The sequence below is a fragment of the Hymenobacter translucens genome (genome assembly GCF_020685205.1).
GTDB classification, from domain to species: Bacteria; Bacteroidota; Bacteroidia; order Cytophagales; family Hymenobacteraceae; genus Hymenobacter; species Hymenobacter translucens.
The window spans coordinates 16,649-35,758 of the sequence record NZ_JAJERB010000010.1 but is presented as its reverse complement, the minus strand read 5'-3'; the positions used below and the strand labels follow the sequence as shown (position 1 = coordinate 35,758).

At 55.0% G+C, this 19,110-nt stretch carries 19 protein-coding genes; 15 read left to right on the top strand and 4 right to left on the bottom strand.

Translation table 11 applies throughout. The features are described from left to right. Window positions 1–455: 455 nt before the first annotated feature. The 3 genes from LJY25_RS18735 to LJY25_RS18725 all read right to left on the bottom strand — a co-directional run bounded on the left by LJY25_RS18735 (window position 456) and on the right by LJY25_RS18725 (window position 4,098). Window positions 456–1,445, bottom strand: a complete 990-nt coding sequence (locus LJY25_RS18735) for a protein NO VEIN domain-containing protein (protein ID WP_227610013.1) — start codon at window positions 1,443–1,445, stop codon at window positions 456–458. A gap of 16 nt (window positions 1,446–1,461) precedes the next feature. Further along, window positions 1,462–3,153, bottom strand: a complete 1,692-nt coding sequence (locus LJY25_RS18730) for a UvrD-helicase domain-containing protein (protein ID WP_227610012.1) — start codon at window positions 3,151–3,153, stop codon at window positions 1,462–1,464. Between the two features lie 114 nt (window positions 3,154–3,267). Then, the gene (locus LJY25_RS18725) at window positions 3,268–4,098 is read right to left on the bottom strand and encodes a hypothetical protein (RefSeq protein WP_227610011.1); all 831 of its coding nucleotides are present in this window, start codon (window positions 4,096–4,098) and stop codon (window positions 3,268–3,270) included. 416 nt (window positions 4,099–4,514) lie between these two features. Here LJY25_RS18725 and LJY25_RS18720 point away from each other — a divergent pair, with 416 nt between their 5' ends. From LJY25_RS18720 to LJY25_RS18700, 5 genes are all read left to right on the top strand, one after another. After that, complete coding sequence (locus LJY25_RS18720; protein WP_227610010.1) at window positions 4,515–5,555, top strand: ArdC family protein; 1,041 nt, start codon at window positions 4,515–4,517, stop codon at window positions 5,553–5,555. Between the two features lie 93 nt (window positions 5,556–5,648). Beyond that, on the top strand, window positions 5,649–5,936 hold the full coding sequence (locus LJY25_RS18715) for a hypothetical protein (protein ID WP_227610009.1): 288 nt from the start codon (window positions 5,649–5,651) through the stop codon (window positions 5,934–5,936). 77 nt (window positions 5,937–6,013) lie between these two features. Continuing rightward, window positions 6,014–6,322: a transposase gene (locus LJY25_RS18710; RefSeq protein ID WP_227610008.1), complete on the top strand. Its 309-nt coding sequence runs from the start codon at window positions 6,014–6,016 to the stop codon at window positions 6,320–6,322. Continuing rightward, window positions 6,319–7,218, top strand: coding sequence for an IS3 family transposase (locus LJY25_RS18705; protein ID WP_227610007.1), 900 nt, complete (start codon window positions 6,319–6,321; stop codon window positions 7,216–7,218). The genes LJY25_RS18710 and LJY25_RS18705 overlap by 4 nt, the downstream gene beginning before the upstream one ends. Before the next feature lie 34 nt (window positions 7,219–7,252). Next, complete coding sequence (locus LJY25_RS18700) at window positions 7,253–8,194, top strand: leucine-rich repeat domain-containing protein (RefSeq protein WP_227610006.1); 942 nt, start codon at window positions 7,253–7,255, stop codon at window positions 8,192–8,194. 757 nt (window positions 8,195–8,951) lie between these two features. Here LJY25_RS18700 and LJY25_RS18695 read toward each other — a convergent pair. Beyond that, a complete protein-coding gene (locus LJY25_RS18695) occupies window positions 8,952–9,740 on the bottom strand; it encodes a ParA family protein (RefSeq protein ID WP_227610005.1) in 789 nt (262 codons plus the stop codon). 838 nt (window positions 9,741–10,578) lie between these two features. On the opposite strand from LJY25_RS18695, the gene LJY25_RS18690 reads away from it, so the two are divergent. From LJY25_RS18690 to LJY25_RS18645, 10 genes are all read left to right on the top strand, one after another. Further along, complete coding sequence (locus LJY25_RS18690) at window positions 10,579–11,106, top strand: BfmA/BtgA family mobilization protein (RefSeq protein WP_227610004.1); 528 nt, start codon at window positions 10,579–10,581, stop codon at window positions 11,104–11,106. A 6-nt stretch (window positions 11,107–11,112) separates the two neighbouring features. After that, a complete protein-coding gene (locus tag LJY25_RS18685) occupies window positions 11,113–12,132 on the top strand; it encodes a DUF5712 family protein (RefSeq protein WP_227610003.1) in 1,020 nt (339 codons plus the stop codon). A gap of 104 nt (window positions 12,133–12,236) precedes the next feature. Continuing rightward, window positions 12,237–14,510: a TraM recognition domain-containing protein gene (locus tag LJY25_RS18680; RefSeq protein WP_227610002.1), complete on the top strand. Its 2,274-nt coding sequence runs from the start codon at window positions 12,237–12,239 to the stop codon at window positions 14,508–14,510. 70 nt (window positions 14,511–14,580) lie between these two features. Next, complete coding sequence (locus LJY25_RS18675; protein WP_227610001.1) at window positions 14,581–14,850, top strand: antitoxin VbhA family protein; 270 nt, start codon at window positions 14,581–14,583, stop codon at window positions 14,848–14,850. Next, window positions 14,850–16,226: a Fic/DOC family protein gene (locus LJY25_RS18670; RefSeq protein ID WP_227610000.1), complete on the top strand. Its 1,377-nt coding sequence runs from the start codon at window positions 14,850–14,852 to the stop codon at window positions 16,224–16,226. Before LJY25_RS18675 ends, LJY25_RS18670 begins: the two co-directional genes overlap by 1 nt. Window positions 16,227–17,026: 800 nt before the next feature. Beyond that, entirely contained in the window at window positions 17,027–17,539 is a 513-nt protein-coding gene (locus tag LJY25_RS18665; RefSeq protein ID WP_227609999.1) for a hypothetical protein, read from the top strand. A 115-nt stretch (window positions 17,540–17,654) separates the two neighbouring features. Then, window positions 17,655–17,927: a hypothetical protein gene (locus tag LJY25_RS18660; protein ID WP_227609998.1), complete on the top strand. Its 273-nt coding sequence runs from the start codon at window positions 17,655–17,657 to the stop codon at window positions 17,925–17,927. Between the two features lie 63 nt (window positions 17,928–17,990). Further along, a complete protein-coding gene (locus LJY25_RS18655; protein WP_227609997.1) occupies window positions 17,991–18,443 on the top strand; it encodes a hypothetical protein in 453 nt (150 codons plus the stop codon). Between the two features lie 8 nt (window positions 18,444–18,451). Then, the gene (locus LJY25_RS18650; protein ID WP_227609996.1) at window positions 18,452–18,802 is read left to right on the top strand and encodes a hypothetical protein; all 351 of its coding nucleotides are present in this window, start codon (window positions 18,452–18,454) and stop codon (window positions 18,800–18,802) included. Between the two features lie 105 nt (window positions 18,803–18,907). Beyond that, window positions 18,908–19,060, top strand: coding sequence for a hypothetical protein (locus LJY25_RS18645; RefSeq protein WP_227609995.1), 153 nt, complete (start codon window positions 18,908–18,910; stop codon window positions 19,058–19,060). Window positions 19,061–19,110: the final 50 nt, after the last annotated feature.

Genomic DNA, 19,110 nt, shown 5'->3' with positions numbered 1-19,110 from the left:
GTAGTCTTTCGCTTGGCTCTACAAGGTAAGGGGATGAAAAGTAGCAGCTAGGTTCGCTTTTCAGACTGCTCGGACCGGCTGAAGGAATAGCGTCTCCAGAGGCCTTGTGGTAGCTCCCGAACCGGGGCATATAAAGTAACACGTGGACCCCAACAACACGCGGCAGGAAAGTTTACGAACCTCATCCCTTTGGTACATTTCGTAAACTAAGAATCGTAGACGCGTTTCTTAGACTCAACCCGACCTTTAGAAGGCACTTTGCCACTGGGCGCAGGCAGGCATGCGTGGTTCAGGGAAAAGAGCCAATCGGTTGACGCATTAGCCAACCAGAAAGGCAGCCAGATAATCGAGGACAGCAGTAACTGGGTTGAGCGAAAAGACATTAGTCGGGGCCAGGAGATATCCATCAAACGGACCCACACCGCAGAAATTACCAGTTGAGAGCTTTTAGCTGCTTAAATGGCAAATACCCGGGCACTGGTTACTTCTTCAAATGCCAATTCAACCCCTTCTTGACTTACCCAACAGCCAGCCGTTTTGGAATAGGAGAAAATATGAAGTAGCGGTTTGATAAGCGCATTGGTGACAATGCAGACCCTGTAATTTGGCTTGTCAGCTAACAAGTTAGTGAACTCGTTTGCAGTCAGCTCAGCGACTACTGATGTTCCGGAAAGACCTTTTACTTCCAGCTTCAACTTCACCTTCCCGTTGGTTGCGGTAAGGTCCCAGCCGACTTTTGCCGCTTCCACCGACTCTAGGGTATATCCCAGCTTTTGATAGTAATCCCACGTTGTTTCAACGGCCTTCTGTTCTACGGCCAGCCGTTTTAAAAGGTCGGGCTGCCTAGGAGATTTGGTCTTTTTGCGGGTGGTCGGAGTCGTTAGGATTCCATCGTTGGCAAGGTATGCCACGACCTGTCGAACAAAGTCCAGGTTTGCGTCATCATCAGCGTACCAGACATTGCTTTGGCCCATGCTCTTGGGCTTACTGCGGGGAACGGAAAACAGTCTGGAGTCGCAGGGTAGCAGTACCACGTCAGATGCGGCAGCCGTAGCATAGTACCCCATCAGGTGCTCATTCCACAAGTGGCGCGAATTGGTGGGACGCTGCTGCTCTGCGCGGAAAAGAGTTGCGTTTTTGTACCACCCTACGATGCAGCTGCCCCCTCCTTCCTCAACTGGTCGGGGTGCTGTCCAAACGACGGTTACGCCTTCAATCCGGTCTGCTGCTTTGGTTGCGCCCAGCCTTTCCAGCCTGATGTCGCCGCCATGAGTAGTTCTGACATAGCCGTAATACTTACCCCGGTAAGGCTTGAAATTGAAAATTTCACCTCCCCAACCCTCCACTTTGGTGTGAGCACCTCCTCCCGTGATGGGGTCCAGGTTTCGAGGGTTGCCAGCGTAGGAGTCCATCCAGCCGGTGTTAAAAAAGATAAGACGCGGCATGAAGTGAATAGGTCTATTAGCTATTAGACGATTTGCTGCTAGCGTCCAGCTTCTGTTGAAGCGAAGCAAAGCGAGGGTCCAAAGTACCCTGGGCAAGTGCGTATTCTACCCACTCTGTTCGATGTACAGGGACCACAACGGGTGGTCGTGAGAGTAGTACCGTACCGCCCGTGCCCTGGAGGCTGTGCACGGCCGCATGTGGCTTAAAACTGCCGGGAAGGCACTCTGCCGGAACATATACCTTAGTCTTGGCCCGGGTCAGGGCAACGTAAAGCAGGTTGATTTCCTCAAAGACACGGGCTCTGACCCCTGGTTCCGGGGGCTTGGCTGCGAATTCCTCTTCCAGCTTGTCAATGGTGACCTGCGTGATAAAGTCCGGGGTGAGTTGCACCTGGTCGTATTCTAAGCCTTTGCACCGGTGCACCGTGGAAAAGTAGAGCTGCGCCTGGTCGCGGGCACCATCGGCAACGTGCAGGCGCTTCAACTCTTTGATAAGGTCGATGACATCGTTGCCGTAGTCTTCCACAATGGTGATGAGCATCTGCAACTGACCGTCTTCGGTCTGTTCGGCGTAGTCGGCCAGCTCGTCCAGGTTAGCCATTTTCCGAATCAACGGGTCTTTGATGGCTTCGCTACGGCCATTATAGAGAGCCAGCACGTCCGTTAGACTCGCTCCTTCCCCCGCGTAGGTATAGGAATTGATGTTGCCCTCGAAGTACACCCGGCGCAGCTGCTGCCGGTGTTCCTTGACGTACTCAATGGCCTTAAGCAGCAGCCCCAGGTTGGTGCGCCCAATGACGGCGCGGGTGCTCCCCTCGCCCAGGTCATCCGGCGCGGCGCCCGTCACCACGAGCTGCGGTCCCGCGCCGAGCTGCGTTTTCCAGGCCAAAACCTGCGAGGCCAGCTCGGCGATGGGAGGCCCAAATCGGAAGCTGGCGCTTAGTTGAAGGCTGGGGTAATCCGTTCTTTCCAGTGAATTGACCGCGTGCCGCCAGCCGTAAATCTGCTGATGCGTATCTCCGACAATCACTTTGGTAGCCGGCTGCCGAAAGAAAATGTCCAGCATGGCCCCGGAAGCATCCTGACCCTCGTCGAAGAGTATGACGTCAGCCGGCAGCACCGTGTGGCTAAGCTGAAACTTTTTCAGGTAGAAGTCGTGCGTGATGGCAATCTCACCGCGGTCCATGCGGGCCAGCAGCTCCCGGCAGCTGCGCTCAATCGTGGCGTAAAGCTTTCCGACGAACTCGCGAGCTTTGGGGTCGGATATCGTAGCCAGGTAGTCGAGCCGTTGCACCTGCGCCTGGTCACTGTTGCAGAAATACGTCACAAACTTGGCGATGTGGTTGGCCAGCACATATTCCTGGTGGCGCTCTTTCCCGGTGCCCCGGGGAAGCTTAAGCATTTCCACCAGGTCATGCGCCCGGTAGCCCTTATGATTAAGTTCGTAGCGGCTACCGCGCACGACGTACCGGTACGCTAGCGAGTGGGCGGTTTCCACCACCACGTTTGGTAGACCGGCCGCCTGAAACTTACGAATAGCTTCCTGCCGCACCGTTTTGTTAAAGGCCAGATACAGGATGCGGGCCGTTGCCGGTTGGGCACGGGCATACTCGACCATCGTAGTGGTTTTACCACTTCCCGCAACGGCATTGATTTTCAAGTGGCCTTGCGAAGCCAGGATGGCAGACTGCTCAGCCGTGAGGTTCATTGCTTAAAGGTTGTCCAGGGAGCGGTTACAGATAGGCAAACAAGTATGCGCTGCTTGCATTGGTCAGTGCCCGCGTATGCTAGAAATAGGGTGTAAAACGAAGCAAAACCTTTTCTAAACGCCGGCTTGGACCTCATCGCCTGAGAGGGAGAAATAATGGTGCCATGCTTGCCAAATCTCTGGCCTGGCTTCACTACGGTTCATTGTTTCGGAGTCGATATTGCGCATTTGCTCATCAATAGTACGCGACGTCCATACGCCGTGCTCGATGTTGGACTTATAAAACTTGAGCAGCTTCTGTCGGTCTCGCTCCACCACAAAGAGCCAGTCATCTTCCCGGAAGTAGCCTGTCCGTACCGTGAAGCGATAGCTCTGGTCAACTTCCTCACTATCCAGGAAAGGCCGCTCATTATCGGCAAATGGGTTTTCCAGAACTCCACAGGCTCGGCCTCCCACAAAACGGCGTGCTTGTTCGAACTGGCGGCTCCATACCTCAATAAGCTCATCTGCTAGTTTTGGCTTGTATGGGGAATAATAAGCCATTGCAGCATGCTTGATTTCGGGAAGTAGCTTGCGCCACATACTATCACGCCTGCAGTGAGCTGCATATAAGGCGGCCATCCAGTTTACTACTTGGGCCTTTATCTCGTCAAGTGAATACGCTGCCAGCCAGGCCCGCAATGGTTCGGGCATGGCCAGCACGAATGGAATCCAGCTTGGCGACAGCTCGAAATCAGTCGGATTAGTGAAGAACTTCTCGGTATGAACCGCCTGATGGAGCGCTTCGAGTTGCGCCATGCCCCGAGCATCGCTGATAAACAAGCTTATGTCCGACTTCTTCCGGCGAATTGCTTGAATGTTGGCAACCCGGTCTAAAAACTGAGTTTTGCTCAGCTTGGCTAGTTGAGGGAGTTGACGGTTGACAACGATACCGGAGTGGGTCATAGCTGGGCGTGAATTAGGTGACAATATCGGGATGAACTCGCTTTATGAATTTGAGCCTAAACAATAGATTTTATAAGTCAAAAGCTATGGTTTGAAAGGGGGCAAATAGCAACAGCCCTGAAAGGCCATCTCATCACCTAATCGACACTTCTGCTTGCTGAGCATGGGCTATGCTTGCCATGTTCCTTGTCGCGACTATTAGGCAGGCCTTAGTGCCCGGTACAGCGAGATTATTAGCGCTACGCGGTAAGAGAATAAGATTAGGTAACTATTGGGGCAGTGGGGAAAAAAGTTGGTTATGAGAGGTTGAAATTAATTGTAATTAATACGAATAATAATTGTATAAAGTGCAACTTGTGAATGGCCATTTTCGTTTAATAAGTATAACAAACAAACGGAATAACAGCCCATTAGCCATGAAAAAGACCAGCAAGCCTTCCGCTAAGAAAGCCGCCAAAGCGACCACTAACCGTCCCGACGTGTACCAGATTGTGACGGACCGGATTATCTCGGCTCTGGAGGGTGGTATCATTCCGTGGCGCAAACCGTGGAACGCGGTTTACGGCCTTCCCCGCAACTACACCACCGGCCGGGTATACAGCGGCATCAACTTGTTTTTGCTGCACTTTAGCGGGGCTTTGCCGTTTTTCATGACTTTCAAGCAGGCGCTGGCGTTGGGCGGCAACGTGCGCAAAGGGGCTAAAGGCCATCAGGTTGTTTACTACAACATCAGCAAGCGCGAGAACAAGGAAACCGGCAAGGAGGAGAAAATGCCCTTTTTGAAGTATTACACTGTGTTTTCAGTGGAAGATATTGAAGGCATCGAGTTCAACCTGCCCGAAGTACCCAAGCAGGAATTTACCCCTAGCGAAGTTGCCGAAGGCATTGTAGAGGCGTGGGACGGCAAGCCCACCATCCAGCACTTGCACCAGCGCGCCTACTACTCCCCTTCGCTGGACTTTGTGAACATGCCCAAGCCCGAGACCTTTACCACGTCGGAGGGATACTATCAAACCCTATTCCACGAGCTGACCCACAGCACCGGCCATAAGTCCCGCCTTGACCGAGCCGACCTGACCGCCGGTGACGGAAAACAGAGCATCAGCTATGCCCGTGAGGAGCTGACCGCCGAAATGGGCGCTTCGTTCCTGAGCGCAGCCGCTGGCATTGTCACCGAGCAGACCGAAGAAAACGCCGTAGCCTACATTCAAAGCTGGCTGGAGCGGCTGAAAAATGACAAACAGCTAGTGGTAAAAGCTGCCAGCAAAGCCCAAGCCGCCGCCCGGATGATTCTCGGCACGACTGAAGAGCCTGAGGGAGATACCGAAGAGCAGCCCACGTCGGCTACGGAATCCACGCCGGCAGCGGAGACCGAGGCAGGTAAGCCCGCTACAATTCTCGACGACACCGACCGTGAATTTTTGGCCGCTGAGCTAAGCTGGCTGCAGCCAGTGTAGCATACCCGGCAGGGGTAGCAGCGACAAAGCTGCTACCCCCTAGCCTAGTCCTACCCCTAGCTCCTAGCCTTAAACTCTCACTTTTTATAAGCCATGAAAGCCAGCGAAGCCCCGACTATCCAAAGCCCGGCATGGAACCAGTACCGCAACCAAGTTATTGCCGCCATTGCCGATGTGGAGGTGCAGATGCAGCAGCTTGATAAAGGGATTAACAGCGAAGTGCTGACAGAGGAAGTAGCCCAGCGGCTTGAAATGGAAATTGATACGCCGGCCGCCTACGAAGACCTGCTGAAGCTAGTAAAAGCCACCCGGCAAATTGCCCGCGAAGGTTTACGCCGCATCTGCGAGGAGCAGGGCGGGCAGTTCTCCCTCTTACTCTAATCAGCTTTTTCAGCAATAGCTCCTCCTGAGGTGGTCGGATAATTCTGGACAGAATAGGGTCTTACCTTTCGCACGTCATGAAAGACAGTCCTCCACCTGCCAAACGTCGGCGCTACGATGCCGCCTTCCGAGCCGAAGCCCTGCGTCTAGCTGAGCAGAGCCGCTCGACGCAAGCTGCGGCGCGCGCCCTCAATATCGACCCTAAACGCATTTATAAGTGGCAAAAAGAGGCTCTTACGCCGGTGGCTGCCGCCCGAGGCGCAGAACTCGACCCGGCCACGGCCGCCGAGTTGCGCCAGCTGCGGGCTGCTAACCGGCGGCAGGCGCAGGAGTTGGAAATTTTAAAAAAAGCCATCGCCATCTTTTCACAGACACCGGACCAGTGAGCCGTTACCGCTTTATTGAGGCGCAGCGGGACCACTATCCCGTGCGGCTGCTCTGCCAGCTGATGGCGGTGCCGGCCAGCGGTTACTATGCGTGGCAACAAGCTCAACAGCAGGTAGTAGCACAGCTAGAGCCAGCTTGGGAAACGGCACTGGTCAAGGTATTTGGCGTGCATAAGCGCTGCTATGGTACGCGGCGGCTGTGCGTCGAACTGCGCCGCAAGGGCTACCGCGTCGGACGGCAGCGCCTGCGCACGGCCATGCGCCGCCGAGGCCTGTATGCGCTGCAACCCAAGGCCTTTACGCCCCGCACGACCGACTCCACCCACGGGCTGCGCTGCGCCCCCAACCGCCTGCTGGACCAGCCTAAACCAACGCAGGCTAACCAGGTATGGGTCAGTGATATCACCTACTTGCCCCTCGCCAACGGGGACTGGGCCTACCTGTGCGCCTTTCAGGATAGGGCAAGCAAGCAGGTAGTGGGCTGGCACGTGATGGCCACCATGCCCGAAGAGCTGATTATCACGGCCTTGCAGCGCGCTTTTTGGGCCCAGCCGCCCACGCCGGGCCTACTCGTGCATTCCGACCGCGGCGGGCAGTACTGCGGCAATGCCTATCGCAAGCTGCTGCACGACCAGAAGGCGCTGCGCTCGCAAAGCCGCCGCGGCGACTGCTACGATAATGCGCAGGCCGAAAGCCTCTGGTCGCGCCTCAAAACCGAAGTGCTCGAAGTGCGTGAGCGGCCCGTTTTTACCGACCTGGCTGACGCCCAAGCCAGCGTCGCCGACTATTTTGACTACTACAATTACGAGCGCCTGCATTCCAGCATCGACTACCAGACCCCGTATCACGCTCACCAACAGCTTCTTCAACTTAATGCCCTAAACTGTCCAGCGTAATCGGACCACCTCATCTGTACTGTCAATACCAGATTTGGAGCTTACTGACACTGTACCAGGCCAAGACGACGTTCTCCTGTTTAAGGAGGGTGTAAAGGACTTCTCTCCTCTTTATGCTCTTAGGGGACTTAAAAAGCTGATAATCAAAAATAAAAACTTGATTAACTTGAGCTTTTTAAGTTCTATGACTGACTTGAATGAGTTGGTAATTGAATCCGACTCAGTTAAGTCATTTGTTGAACTGGCTGCTTGTCAACAATTAGTTAAGGTTACTATTAAGTCTAACTCATTAGTGGACTTAGGTTTTGCCGTCAGTTTGGGAACATTGAATACCCTTTTTGTAACTACAAATAAGGAACTCAACTTAGAACCTTTAGCTCAATGCAAGGGATTGATAATGTTAAATATACTTGATGCTAATATAAAGTCTTTTGAGACTATTGCTTCATTGCAAGAGCTGTCTAGTCTTGGTTTAGTGAGAGCTACTGTAGACAGTTTCAAGCTTAGGAAACAGCTGCGCAACTTGAAGAGGTTTACGTTTACAGGGTCAAATCAAAAGTTCGAAATGGGCTTTCTGGACAAACTGCCTAAAACACTTGAGGATTTAAGTATAGAGAATATTGACGATATTAATAAAGTGTCGATACTTTCATCATTTGTGAGGCTTAAAAAACTTTCAATTGAAAAGTCTAGAATTGGGGATTTAAAATTTACTAAGAATTTGATTGATTTAGAGCAGATTAGTATTAGAGGTACATCTATTTCTGATATTAGCCCATTGCTTAAGTTACCTAAGCTCAATTTTCTATTCATCTGGGATATTGACATCCAGAATGTCATTTCAAGCCCAAATACTCTCTCTAATCTATTCAAGAGTGATGAGGAAAAGCGTAAGGATAACACGAAGACTGAACTCAAAGCCTTTAAAGCGAAGATGCCACAATGCTATATTGGTCACCCCTGGTTTGACAATTAAGTACGTGTTCAGCCGCTTATGATGTGACGCCCTCATCTACTTTATATCTTTTGTTCCCTACCGCCCAAAACATAAGGGCAGCCCGTACTTGGCTGCCCTTCCTTGTTCATTTGAAACCGCCTCGCGAGATATGCATGATATGCGAAATGCCGGCAACCAAACCGGCCATTCCCTCAACCAGCTTGTAATCTGACTTAGTTGCCCGCGGGTAGCTTTCCCTGCTTGCGAAGGTGTGCTTCGTAGTGCCGGTGGGCTGCGTGTATGTAGCCGATGATGTTGGTGGGCATATCCGGCCCTTTGGGTAGCTGAACGATAATCTTGCGAATCTCAGACCAGACAGATTCCGCAATCCGTACCCCTTTTAGCTCGCCTGCTGGCTCTGCGTCTGCTGCCGCAGGCTTGCGCCCGCGAGGGCGGCGCTCGGTTGGAGCCGGAGCCACAAACGGTGCCGCAGGTGCCGCAGGTGCCGCAGCGGCTACAGGCTGCTCAATGGTGGGGGCTGGCGTTGACTCAGGTGTAGATTGAATTGCAGGTGCAGGCGCAGATACTGGCGTTGGCTCAGGAGCTACTACCGCAGCGGGCGCGGCTACTTCTTCCCTTGGAGCGGGCGCAGCCGGAGCAGGTGCTTTTACTTCAGCCTCCAGTCTGGTTTGCTCCCCTCCCATTCCGGCACGAGCTTCTGCCCGTAGTGCTTCATCAACCGGGATGCGCTTCCGGGGGGCTTCGATTTTTGCCTTTACAAATGGAGACTTTGCCATTACTTGGTTTCGGTTGGGGAGATGGTGGTATCGGTTGCTTCTTCCAGCTCAGCGGCTACTTCTTCAACTTTACGCTTGGGCAGGTCCAGCTTCTCTATCAGCTCGTCGCACACGCGCCGGATTTCCTCTGAGCTGTCTTTGGTACCCCCAGCATAGTTGCGGAACGCCGGAGTGAGGAGGCTATGCAGCGTCGAGGCGCGGGTATAAGCCATGCGGTGGCTGAGGTAGGACTGAAAGCGCGACAAGCCCAACTCGTCAATGTAGTCGTCCATCTCTTTCTCCTCTCGCCGCCCGGCAATTCGCTTGGTGGCGAGGCCGAAGTATTGGAAATCCACGTCCGCCTTGTCAGCGGCTTTCTTAAGGGCTTCAAGGATGCCCATGAATTCAGCCGTAGAGGCGCGGTCCAGGTAATCCGATACCAGCGGCACAATCACCGCGTCGCAGCCCGTGAGCGCGTTGAAAACGTCCTCCCCGTCGGCCCGGCCGGGAATGTCGATGATGATTAGGTCGTAGTCGTTCTCCGGGTTGTCAATGAAGTCAAAGATGCTTTTCAGCGCCATTGGGAACACATCGTAGGGATAGGCAGCCGTGGGGTCCGTTTCCTGAAGGATGGCCAGGCTAGGCTCGTCCAGCTGCTTCCGGGTTTTAACGATGCTTTGCTGGTAGTCACAATCGAGGATGGCGATTTTCAAGCCGTACTCGGTAGCCAAGGGAGCCGCCAGGACAAGGGCCAGAGTAGACTTGCCAGAGCCGCCTTTTTGGGTGGCAAAGCTGATGACTTTCGACATAGGGTAACTGGTTAAGGGATGTTGGCGAGGATGCCTCCAGGTGGTCAGGCCGGAGATGAAGCAAATGTAATAGCAAATGTCGTAAAGTAGTAAAGTCGCCTTGTTGTAAAGTTGTTAAGTTGTAATAAAAATATGTAGTAAAGTATTAAAAATAACAAGTTGTATTTACTACTTGTTGCAAAATATACTTGTCGTAAAGTAGTAATGCGGTGTAATTGTCTTGTTTTGCGATTCTCAGATTGTCGTAAAGTTGCATTGTCGTAAAGTAGTAACGTAGTCAAATTGAGTTAAATCTAGTTTGGTCGTAAAGTAGTAATGTAGTAAAGTCGTAATTCAAATAAGGGCAAGAGGGGGGAGTTGGGTTTGTCGTGATGGTGAGGACTACTTTTTTAGTTGTAAAGTTGTAATGTTGTAAAGTAGTAAAATAAATAGGAAAAGCTTACTGTTAGAGCTACCAGGCAAGATTGCCAAGGCAAGCGAGGGGTTGGCGATAGAAGTTAGGTAGGTGGAAGAAGTGAGGGGTGTAAGTCAGATATGCAGGTTGGGGAGGAGTAACTGGGACCTGTAGATGGGCCCGATAGAATAATAAAGCCAACCTAATCCCCCAGACGATACGTATCCGGGGTTCTGAAACAGTTCTGAAAGTATTCTAAAATGCTTCTGAATAGTTCGTGTAGTTTGCTTAGCAAGAAGAGTAACACAATTAAGAGGCTAAACCTCTGTAATTGTGTTACTTGTGATTCAGCAGAGCTGAAACTTGTAGGTTTGACTTCATAACTGTCTGATTAGCAAGACTAGAATAACCTATGAGAGCTGCCCAAAGCTTAGTTTTTAGCCGATGCCCACGAACCCCGGAACGAAGAGTGTCAATGTCCCTGCCGATACCCACCATTTGCTCAGTAAAGAGGCTAAACGGCTGCAGATAAGCCAGGCTGATTACACGGGAGCAGCCATTCGCTACTTCGCGGAGCGCGGATTGCACCCGGTGGAAGACGTAGCCCGCGAGGGCCAGCTGATTATGCAGCAGGTGAAAAAACTAGGGGACCGCGTGTTTGGCTATTTGCAGGAAGAGGAGCGGAGCCTATTGATGCCGATGCTGGCAGAGATGCTGCGCAGCCGCGTGACGTTAGAGCGCGTGCTGCGCCTGAATGAAATCTTGGTAAACAACCTGACGCAGCAGCTCAGCGGCCTTAGCGAAGCGCAGCTAAACGAGCAGCGAGAGGGGCTTAAAAAGCTCCGGACGCAGAACGAAGATATGATAGACCGGCAGGTAAATGAGGCCTTAACCACGGTGCAAAAGGAGGGGCCGGGCAAGCTAAATTCCGAGGTGCAAATGGGCAAAACTGCCGCTACTCTGAGCCAGTAACAGCCCATGTACGTCAAGCTAATTAACCCCGCTACGCACGGGAAAGCCGCCTATAATAACAGCGGGAGCAGCGCACAAACGCTCAATTATTTGAAGCAGGAAGCCGGCCGGGATGGGGAGGAAGCCTCGTTTTTTGGGGCTGACCGAGACGGCCTCAGCGCCGCTGAGTTGAGGGAGGAGATTGATTCTAATATCAAGGGATTGCGGGCGGACGACGCCAAATTCTACTCCCTGGTGATTAGCCCCAGCGAGTCAGAGCTGCTCCATATCGGCAACGACGAGGACAAGCTAAAGGCCTATGCGCGGAAGGCAATGGAGTTGTACGCGGCCAACTTTCAGCTTAAGGACGGGCGGCAGCTCAGCAGCCAAGATTTGGTTTGGGGAGCTACCATTCACCGGGAGCGCAGCTACCGGGGCACCGACCCGGAGGTGAGCACCGGCAAGGCCAAGATAGGAGAGCAGCGCCCGGGCCTGCAGACCCACATTCACGTCATCGTGAGTGCCCGCGATGCAGAGCAGAAAATAACGCTCAACCCCGGAGGACGCCGCAACCGGTTTGACCTGATGAAGTGGCAGACCGCCGCCGGCCGGCAGTTTGAAAAGCAGTTCGGTTATACCGCCCAGGCCCACGAAAAGCTGCGGCCGAAGCAGCGGGACGCCAGCCGCGATGCCGGCCGCGCAGTCAAGATAGCAGAGCGGGTCACGGCCCTCAACCTGCGGGTAACGAAGGAGGAGCGACTGGACCCGCTGCGGGTCCAGCAGATTGCCCAGGGCCGCGAGTACGACAAAACCTTTTATCGCTCCCTGGCCACCGTCGAGCGGCGGGCCCAGCAAGGGCAGCCCATCGACAACGCTTACCATCTGCTGAGCACGGGCCGGGAGCGCCCTGAGCCGCAGCGTGCCGCCAGCACCATGCTCCAGGCCGTGCAGCAAGCGGTGCGGTCGAATACCGGCCGGGAGGAAAAGACCGAGCACATCAGCGAGAAAAAAGGCCGCAACAGCGCTGAGCTGGATATAGAAATGTAGGGCGCCCGCCGACCAGGATACTACCAAAACAAACTTCCCTTCCCGAACCTATGAGCAGTCCAGCACCCCGGCCCGCGGCCAGCACCCAAAACGCAGGATTCATTATGGTCCTGCTACTATTGGCCATCATCGGCGGCGATTACTACGTACTCATGCACGGGCCCGAACTTGCGGAGGCCCGGCGCGTGCAGCTTGTCCAGGCGGCTGAAGCGCCGACTGAAAGCCTGACCCCCAAGCAGCGCCTGGCCGCCACGACGGCGCGGATAGCGGAGCGTCAGCGGCAGGCGCGCATTGCCAAAGCCGCCGCAGCGGCCGGTCCGGTGATAGGGGAGGGGGCCGCGAGCGGCGCGGTAGCCCTCACGCATTCCACCGACCAGGCGCTTGCCAAAACCAAAACCGGGACCAATGCCTTAGCGAAAGCAGGCAGCAGCATTGGCAGCAAGCTGCTGGTGAAAGCGGCCAGGTTCTACGGGCCAGCGGGGGTGTACCTTCGGGCGCTGCTGCTGCTGGCCGGGCTTGTGCTGGTATTCGTTCAGAAAGCCCCTGAGGCGAAGCCCGGACAGGCCAAGCGTAAACCTATCGACCCTAAGGCCCTGCGCATCGTGGCGGGCTTGTGCGGGGCCGTATTCCTGACAGCTGGCTACGCGCTGCTTAACATGCACCACTACACCCCGGGCTTCATCGAGTTTGGCTATCCCGGGGCCACCATTGCCGTGTTGGGCAGTGGGGGACTAGTGGGCCTGCTGTGGGCAACAACGAAAAAGCCGGCCTTTGGGCTAAGCACCGAGCGCCGGAAGGTGGAGAGCCCGGATGCGGTGTATTTCCCCACGGCGGACGGGGGCTGGATTACGATAGCCAATCCATTCCGGGGCACCATGGTCCTCGGCGGCGCCGGTGCGGGCAAGACCTACTCGATAGGGGAGCCCCTGATTGAGCAGTTTGCCTACAAGAACTTCGCCGGCCTGGTGTACGACTTCAAGTTCCCAGTGCTGGCCGAGGCGATGCAGAAAGCCCTGGTACTGGCCGAGCGCCGGAAGGAACGCGAAAGCAAGCAGGCAGACAGCTACGCGGACAGTTTTCAGGGCAAGCTGCAAGCCAAACTGACGGCTCTGCTCACCAAGCCCGAGCCGCTGCCAGCTGAGGAGCCGCCCGTGCAGCTGCACATCATCAACTTCCGGGACCTGACGCGCAGTGAGCGGGTAAACCCGCTGCGGCCGGCCGATATGCCGGTGGTGGCCTTTGCAGAAGAGTACAGCAAGGCCATTATCAACAACCTGAACCCGTCCAGCATTCGCAAGATGGAGTTCTTTGATACCAGCTCAGTCGCTTATCTGACCGGCATCATCTGGTTTTACAAGAAGCATTACCCGCAATACTGCACCATTCCCCACGTCGTGGCCACGGCGATGTACAAGGACTACACCCACGTGCTGAGCATGCTGGAAACCGACCTGGAGTGCGGTGACCAGGCCCGCAGCCTTATCTCGGCGGTCCAGACCAAAGCCGACAAGCAAGTGGGCGCGGTACTGGGCACCCTGCAGGTTAACCTGACCAAGATTAACAGCCCCGAGGTGGTGTGGGTGCTGACCCCGGATGAGGAAAACGAGGAAGGCTTTTCGCTGGACCTGAACAACAGGAAAAGCCCCAAGCTGCTGTGCATCGGCAACGACCCGACGCTGAAGGATACGTTTTCGCCGGTCGTCAGCTGCGTGGTGACGGTGGCCCTGAAGCTGATGAACCAGCAGAATAAGCACCGCAGCTACGTGTTTCTCGATGAGGCCGCGACCATCTACGTGCCGGGGCTGGAAGTGATTCCAGCCACAGCCCGCAGCAACAAGGTGGCGATGGTGTACATGACGCAGGACTTAAGCCAAATGACGGACGCCTACGGCAAGGAGAAGATGCAGGTCATGGTTTCCAACCTTAACAACCAGTTTTTCGGCAAGGTGAACTCGCTGGAGACGGCCAAGTTCATCTCCGAACTGGTGGGTCGGGAGGACAAGGAAATGGTGAGCACCAGCACCGGCACCAGCCATGGGAGGGGAGCGCGCAACAACTCCACCAACCAGAGCACCAGCTACCAGGAGCGCAGCCTGGTGCGGGTGCAGGACACCATTGGCCTGCAGCAGGGCGAATTTATCGGGCAGACCGTGGAAACCGGCAGCACCTTTTTTCAAGGCACCATTTCCCGGGCTGACGTCACGCCGGAGCAGTTTCCCCTGCATCAGATGGTGAGCTTCGGTGGCCCCAACGAAGACCCGGCCAGCGCCCTTTCCCGCACGGTGCAGGAGAACTTCCTGCGAGTGCGCCAGGAGGTAAAAGAAACTTTGGCCAAGCACGTAAACACCTTAGCAGGAGGGACAAAAATTGATGCCTAAAACGGCCTAGAAGTGATGTTTAAGGCCGTTTTTACGTTATAGAAGTACCACATACCTTTCCCCAAGAGCCATGAATAAAGCCTTCTTTGCGCCCGCTCCGGCCGGCCTCAATGCCGAGCAGTTAGCCGCCCGCCAGCAGCGTGAGCACGACAGCAACAACGCCATTGCCACGATGATGAGCAACGGTCCCGCACCCAGCCCAGAGGCCCTGGCCCTGATGCAGCGCCACGTTGACGGGGAATTGACCATCGAGCAGGTCATTGAGATGACCGACGAGATGCTGAAGGCCCGCTACGCGGCTAAGGCAGCTGCCGGCTCTCCCACGAACGATGGGTACTAATGGCAGTGCTCAATGACCAGTTCAGCGACGAGAACGGCGTTCGGCTGAACAAGCTCGGGATTACCAACCATCAGGATTTGGCGCAAGCTGAATCGGACTCCTCCATTCCCCGTCTGAAGCTGCTCAATCAGCAAGGCGGCATCCCGGGCGGGCAGTATGACCAGGCCCACCTGAAGCAGGTCCACGAGCGGCTGTTTGGTGGCGTATACCAGTGGGCTGGGGAAACCCGGGCGGACCGCGAGTTTCAGGGGCACAAGGACACCAGAGTCACCGGCTTCCGGGAAACCATGACTTACGCTCCATACAAGGAAATCCCTGAGCGACTGGATGCCATCGGCGCGCAGCTCAAGAAAGAGAACAACCTGAAAGGCCTGTCGCCCGACCAGTTTGCCGAGCGCGCTGCCTACTACCTCGACCAGTACAACCACACCCACGCGTTCCGGGACGGGAATGGCCGGACAATTCAGGCAACGTTTACGCAGCTTGGTAAAGAGGCGGGCTACGACGTGGACTTCAATCGGGCGAGTCCTGAGATTCTAAACCGCAGCCGGGACCTGGCCATCGTGCGACAGTACCCCCCGGCCGAAGCCGAGAAGAATCTGCAGCCGCTGAAAGCGATGTTTCAGCAAATCATTACCCCAACCCCGGGGGCAGAAGGGGAGAGGTTGCGCGACCCCGGCCAAGCAGTTACGCCCACCCCGGAGCTAAGCCCGGCCATGAAGGCGATGGATGCGCGGCGGGAGCTGGAGGTGACTGGCTACCGGGCAGCCAGCATTGTGGCCAACATGCCCGGAGCCGGTAACCGGGAGCAAGGCATCAAACTGGGGCAGCAGGTCGAAGCCGTGAACCGGGACCCCAAAGCCATCCAGGGCGAGGCCATTACTGAGTTTCAGCAGGCCGCGGATAAGATTCTAAAGCACCCGGCCATGAAGGATACCCCGCTCGACTTAGCCGACGCCCAGCGGTTGAAAGTGGCCTCGGTGCAGGTGCTACAGCTGGCCGAAGGCAAGGAGCTGGTAGCCCCGCAAAGACAGAAGCAGCCGACTGCTGTAATGCTCAAAAGTCATGCGGAGGCCCAGCCCGTATTTGCCACCGCTGCCCGCGAAGTGGCCGAAGCACTGGAAGCACACGGGCAGAGCCCGGCCGGTGCCCGCTTGCGGGAGGTAGCAAAAGACGTCGAGCGCAACCCGGTGATAGTCGGACCCAACGCCGAGAGCTTTAAGAAGGCGCTTGAGGCGGCCGAGAAGTTGCCCGGGATGGGGAGCAACAAGTTTCTGGATGAATTGCGTACCTCATCCCGGGTTCTGGAAAAAGCTCCTGCCCAGGAGCGCAGCGGTTCCAGCGCTGGCCGCAGCAGTGGCGGCATCGAACGCTAACCCTCGTAACTTACCGTCATGGAGGACGACGAATTAACCTTTTTAGAGGACCAGCTTGCCGGCACGGAGCTACTCGCTTGCGAAACGTGCGGCGACGACACGCTCCATGCCCACACGGAAGTGCTGGAGGTGTACCCTATGACCACCGAGTTGTTAATGCAGTGTACTTGCTGTCAAACCGAACGAACGTGGATAGATTGGACACCACCTAAGCCGAAGGCCCAGAGCAATTAAGCCAGCTTGTTTCTAATGCATCTGAACTGAGAGCCCTGCTATGGGTGTTGTTAAACAAATAGGGGAAAACCTCCGACCTAGGGGCACAGTCGCCTAAAATTCTTATCAACACCCTGTTTTACAATTTATTACCCGAAATGCGGCTAAAACGATAGCGTAAATGTTCGTTTTCGCTATTCTATGTCGATTGTATTAAGGGACATGTAAAACAATCAACACTCGCTACTCTTACGGCGCATTTGTGCCTTATCAGCAGCATTCAAGCTGTCTGGCTTCCGAGTCGGAGGTTTTGACCTATTTGTTTAACAACACCCTGCTATAGCTAGCGGGGCTTTTTTTGCTCTTATACTTGTATTTAATACGAATAATAATTGTATAAAATGCAACTAATGAAAAAACCTAAGCGTTTCCTAATAAGAATCAAACACCCATTTAAAACGCTTATTGTAATGGAACAGACCACCCGGACCGCCGTCACTACTCGCCCAGCCGAGCCTCTTTTATTCAGCTTGCACAGCAGCCAGATACTAGTTGGCAACGAGCAAGGCCAGCCCTGCTGGAAGCCCTTGCCCCCGCGTCTGTTTGTGCAGGTGCAGCCCGAGCAACCCGACCGGTCGTGCATTGTGGCCTTGTGTGGGACCACCGGCAGGCGGTACGTGATTCATGCCTATGAGCACGGTTCTTTTCAATTAGAGGACGGGCAGCAATTGCCTACCGTGAGTGCCCTTGGTGAGTACTTCGCCAGCCAGCACCGCGCCATGTTTCCGGCCGAAGGCGCAGCCATGCTGCTAGGGGTTGACGGGAGCATTCAGGAAATCCGGCCCACGAAAGGAAAGACCTTCAAGCTGGAACAGATATACGCGGCCCTTAGCTGCGACTACATCGACGTGCATCATCCCCAGCACGGAGCCTATCAGGACTGGATTCTGGTGTTCGACGACGAAGGCAAATTCAAGGAGCGGCCCATCAACCCGCTGGCTACGGCCCTTTGGTATGAAACCTACCCGCTTGACCACTATTCCCCCGTGGACGTGGTTGCCGGCCCGGTGCTACTGATGAAGTCCAAAATGATGAAGTAATACTCGCAGCATCCCGGTTGGCCAGTGGCCGGCCGGGATGTTTGGCAATCGGGTTTATTCGAATGATGTTTGTAGTGAGTGCAATCTGTTTTTGTACATTGTGCAAAGTATGGCTATGGCTGTTTCCTTCCCTACCGCCCACTTTATTGCTAACCGGCCTACGCTGAAAGCTGCCAGAGCCCGGCTTTCGGATGTACTCATTCACCCTGCTTTCTCTGCCGAGCGCCGGCAGAAGGCCAAGCAGATGATGATGACCGCTTCTGATGCGCAGCAGGTATTTCATTGGGCTAGGTTGGCCCTGGAGGAAAGTGAGCGATGGGAGGATGCCGTACTGGCTAGCGAGGAATCACAGGCCGGTCCACCGGCTCATCCTGCTTATCCCTACTAATGCCCTCATTTGTGCGTAAACCAAACAGAACACCTGATTTTCCATTCCAGACTTCCCGCACATTTGGAAACCTTGCTTAGCATTCCTGGCCTCCAACAAGCCCACCCATTCCATTTTTTCGATATCCGAGCGCAGCCGACCAGATGCGACCTGGTGGTACATCCGGCCCATGGATGGGCCATTGCAACGGAACTACCGGCAGCAGGAAGGTCTGGCATTCTTGACTGCGCGGAAAACCTGGCAGCCAAGATTTGCGACGAGTACGGCATTGCCCCCAACGAGCTGGTGCTAGTGGTGCGCTACGTGTACCCCAAGACCGATAGTTACTTCCTGTACCGCTTTGTGCACGGTGCCCGGGACTTGTTCGGTGGTTTTACCTTTATTGGCGCGCATCGGGAGCCGCTCGACCCGGAATACGCGGGCCAGCTGCTGGAGCGCTTCCTACTGGGCGAAAAGCCAGGACCCGAAATGCGGGCCATTCAAAACCCAGTGCTTCCCCACCCCAGCAGAAAATAACCCTACTCATGACCCGCCACCTCATTTCTATTCAAGCTCAGGCCGCAACCGTCACCGCCAGCACTCTCACAGAGCTGCTACGGCAGACCGGTACCAAGATTATGCAGTTCAGCGAGGGGCTGGATATCAACCACCGCACGGCCCAGCGCCGCATGAAGGAGCCCGAGACGCTAACCATTAAGGAACTGCTGGCATTGTCCGCGCTGCTTCGGGTGCCGGAGCAACAGCTGCTCGACCTTATCCGCGACGAGTATCAGAGTCGGCCCGCGCAATCAACTGCCGAGCCAGAAGTGGAAGCAGTGGTGTTACCACCAGCAAAAAAGGCAGCCCCTAAAAGGCAGCCCAAGCCAAGCAAATAAGGCCCCATTTACCTTTCATCTACTTAGGCGAACAAACGCGCAGATATACCTTCAGATATGAAACAACGGAAGCAGCGACCTTTACAGGACGAATTGACGGAGGCCATGCACAGGGAGTTCACGGTCGACGCGGAAACCGAGCAGCGCCACCGGGTGCAGACCGCCCGTTCTACCGTGGCGATGGGAATGTTCACGCCGGCCCAGGCCGCGGAAGCATACGACGTGCCTTTAGCCGAGGTCGAAGCTCCTGCTTCCTAAGGAAGTTGCCATAACTAATTCGGTGCTGACAAGGCCGCTTAGCGTTCAAG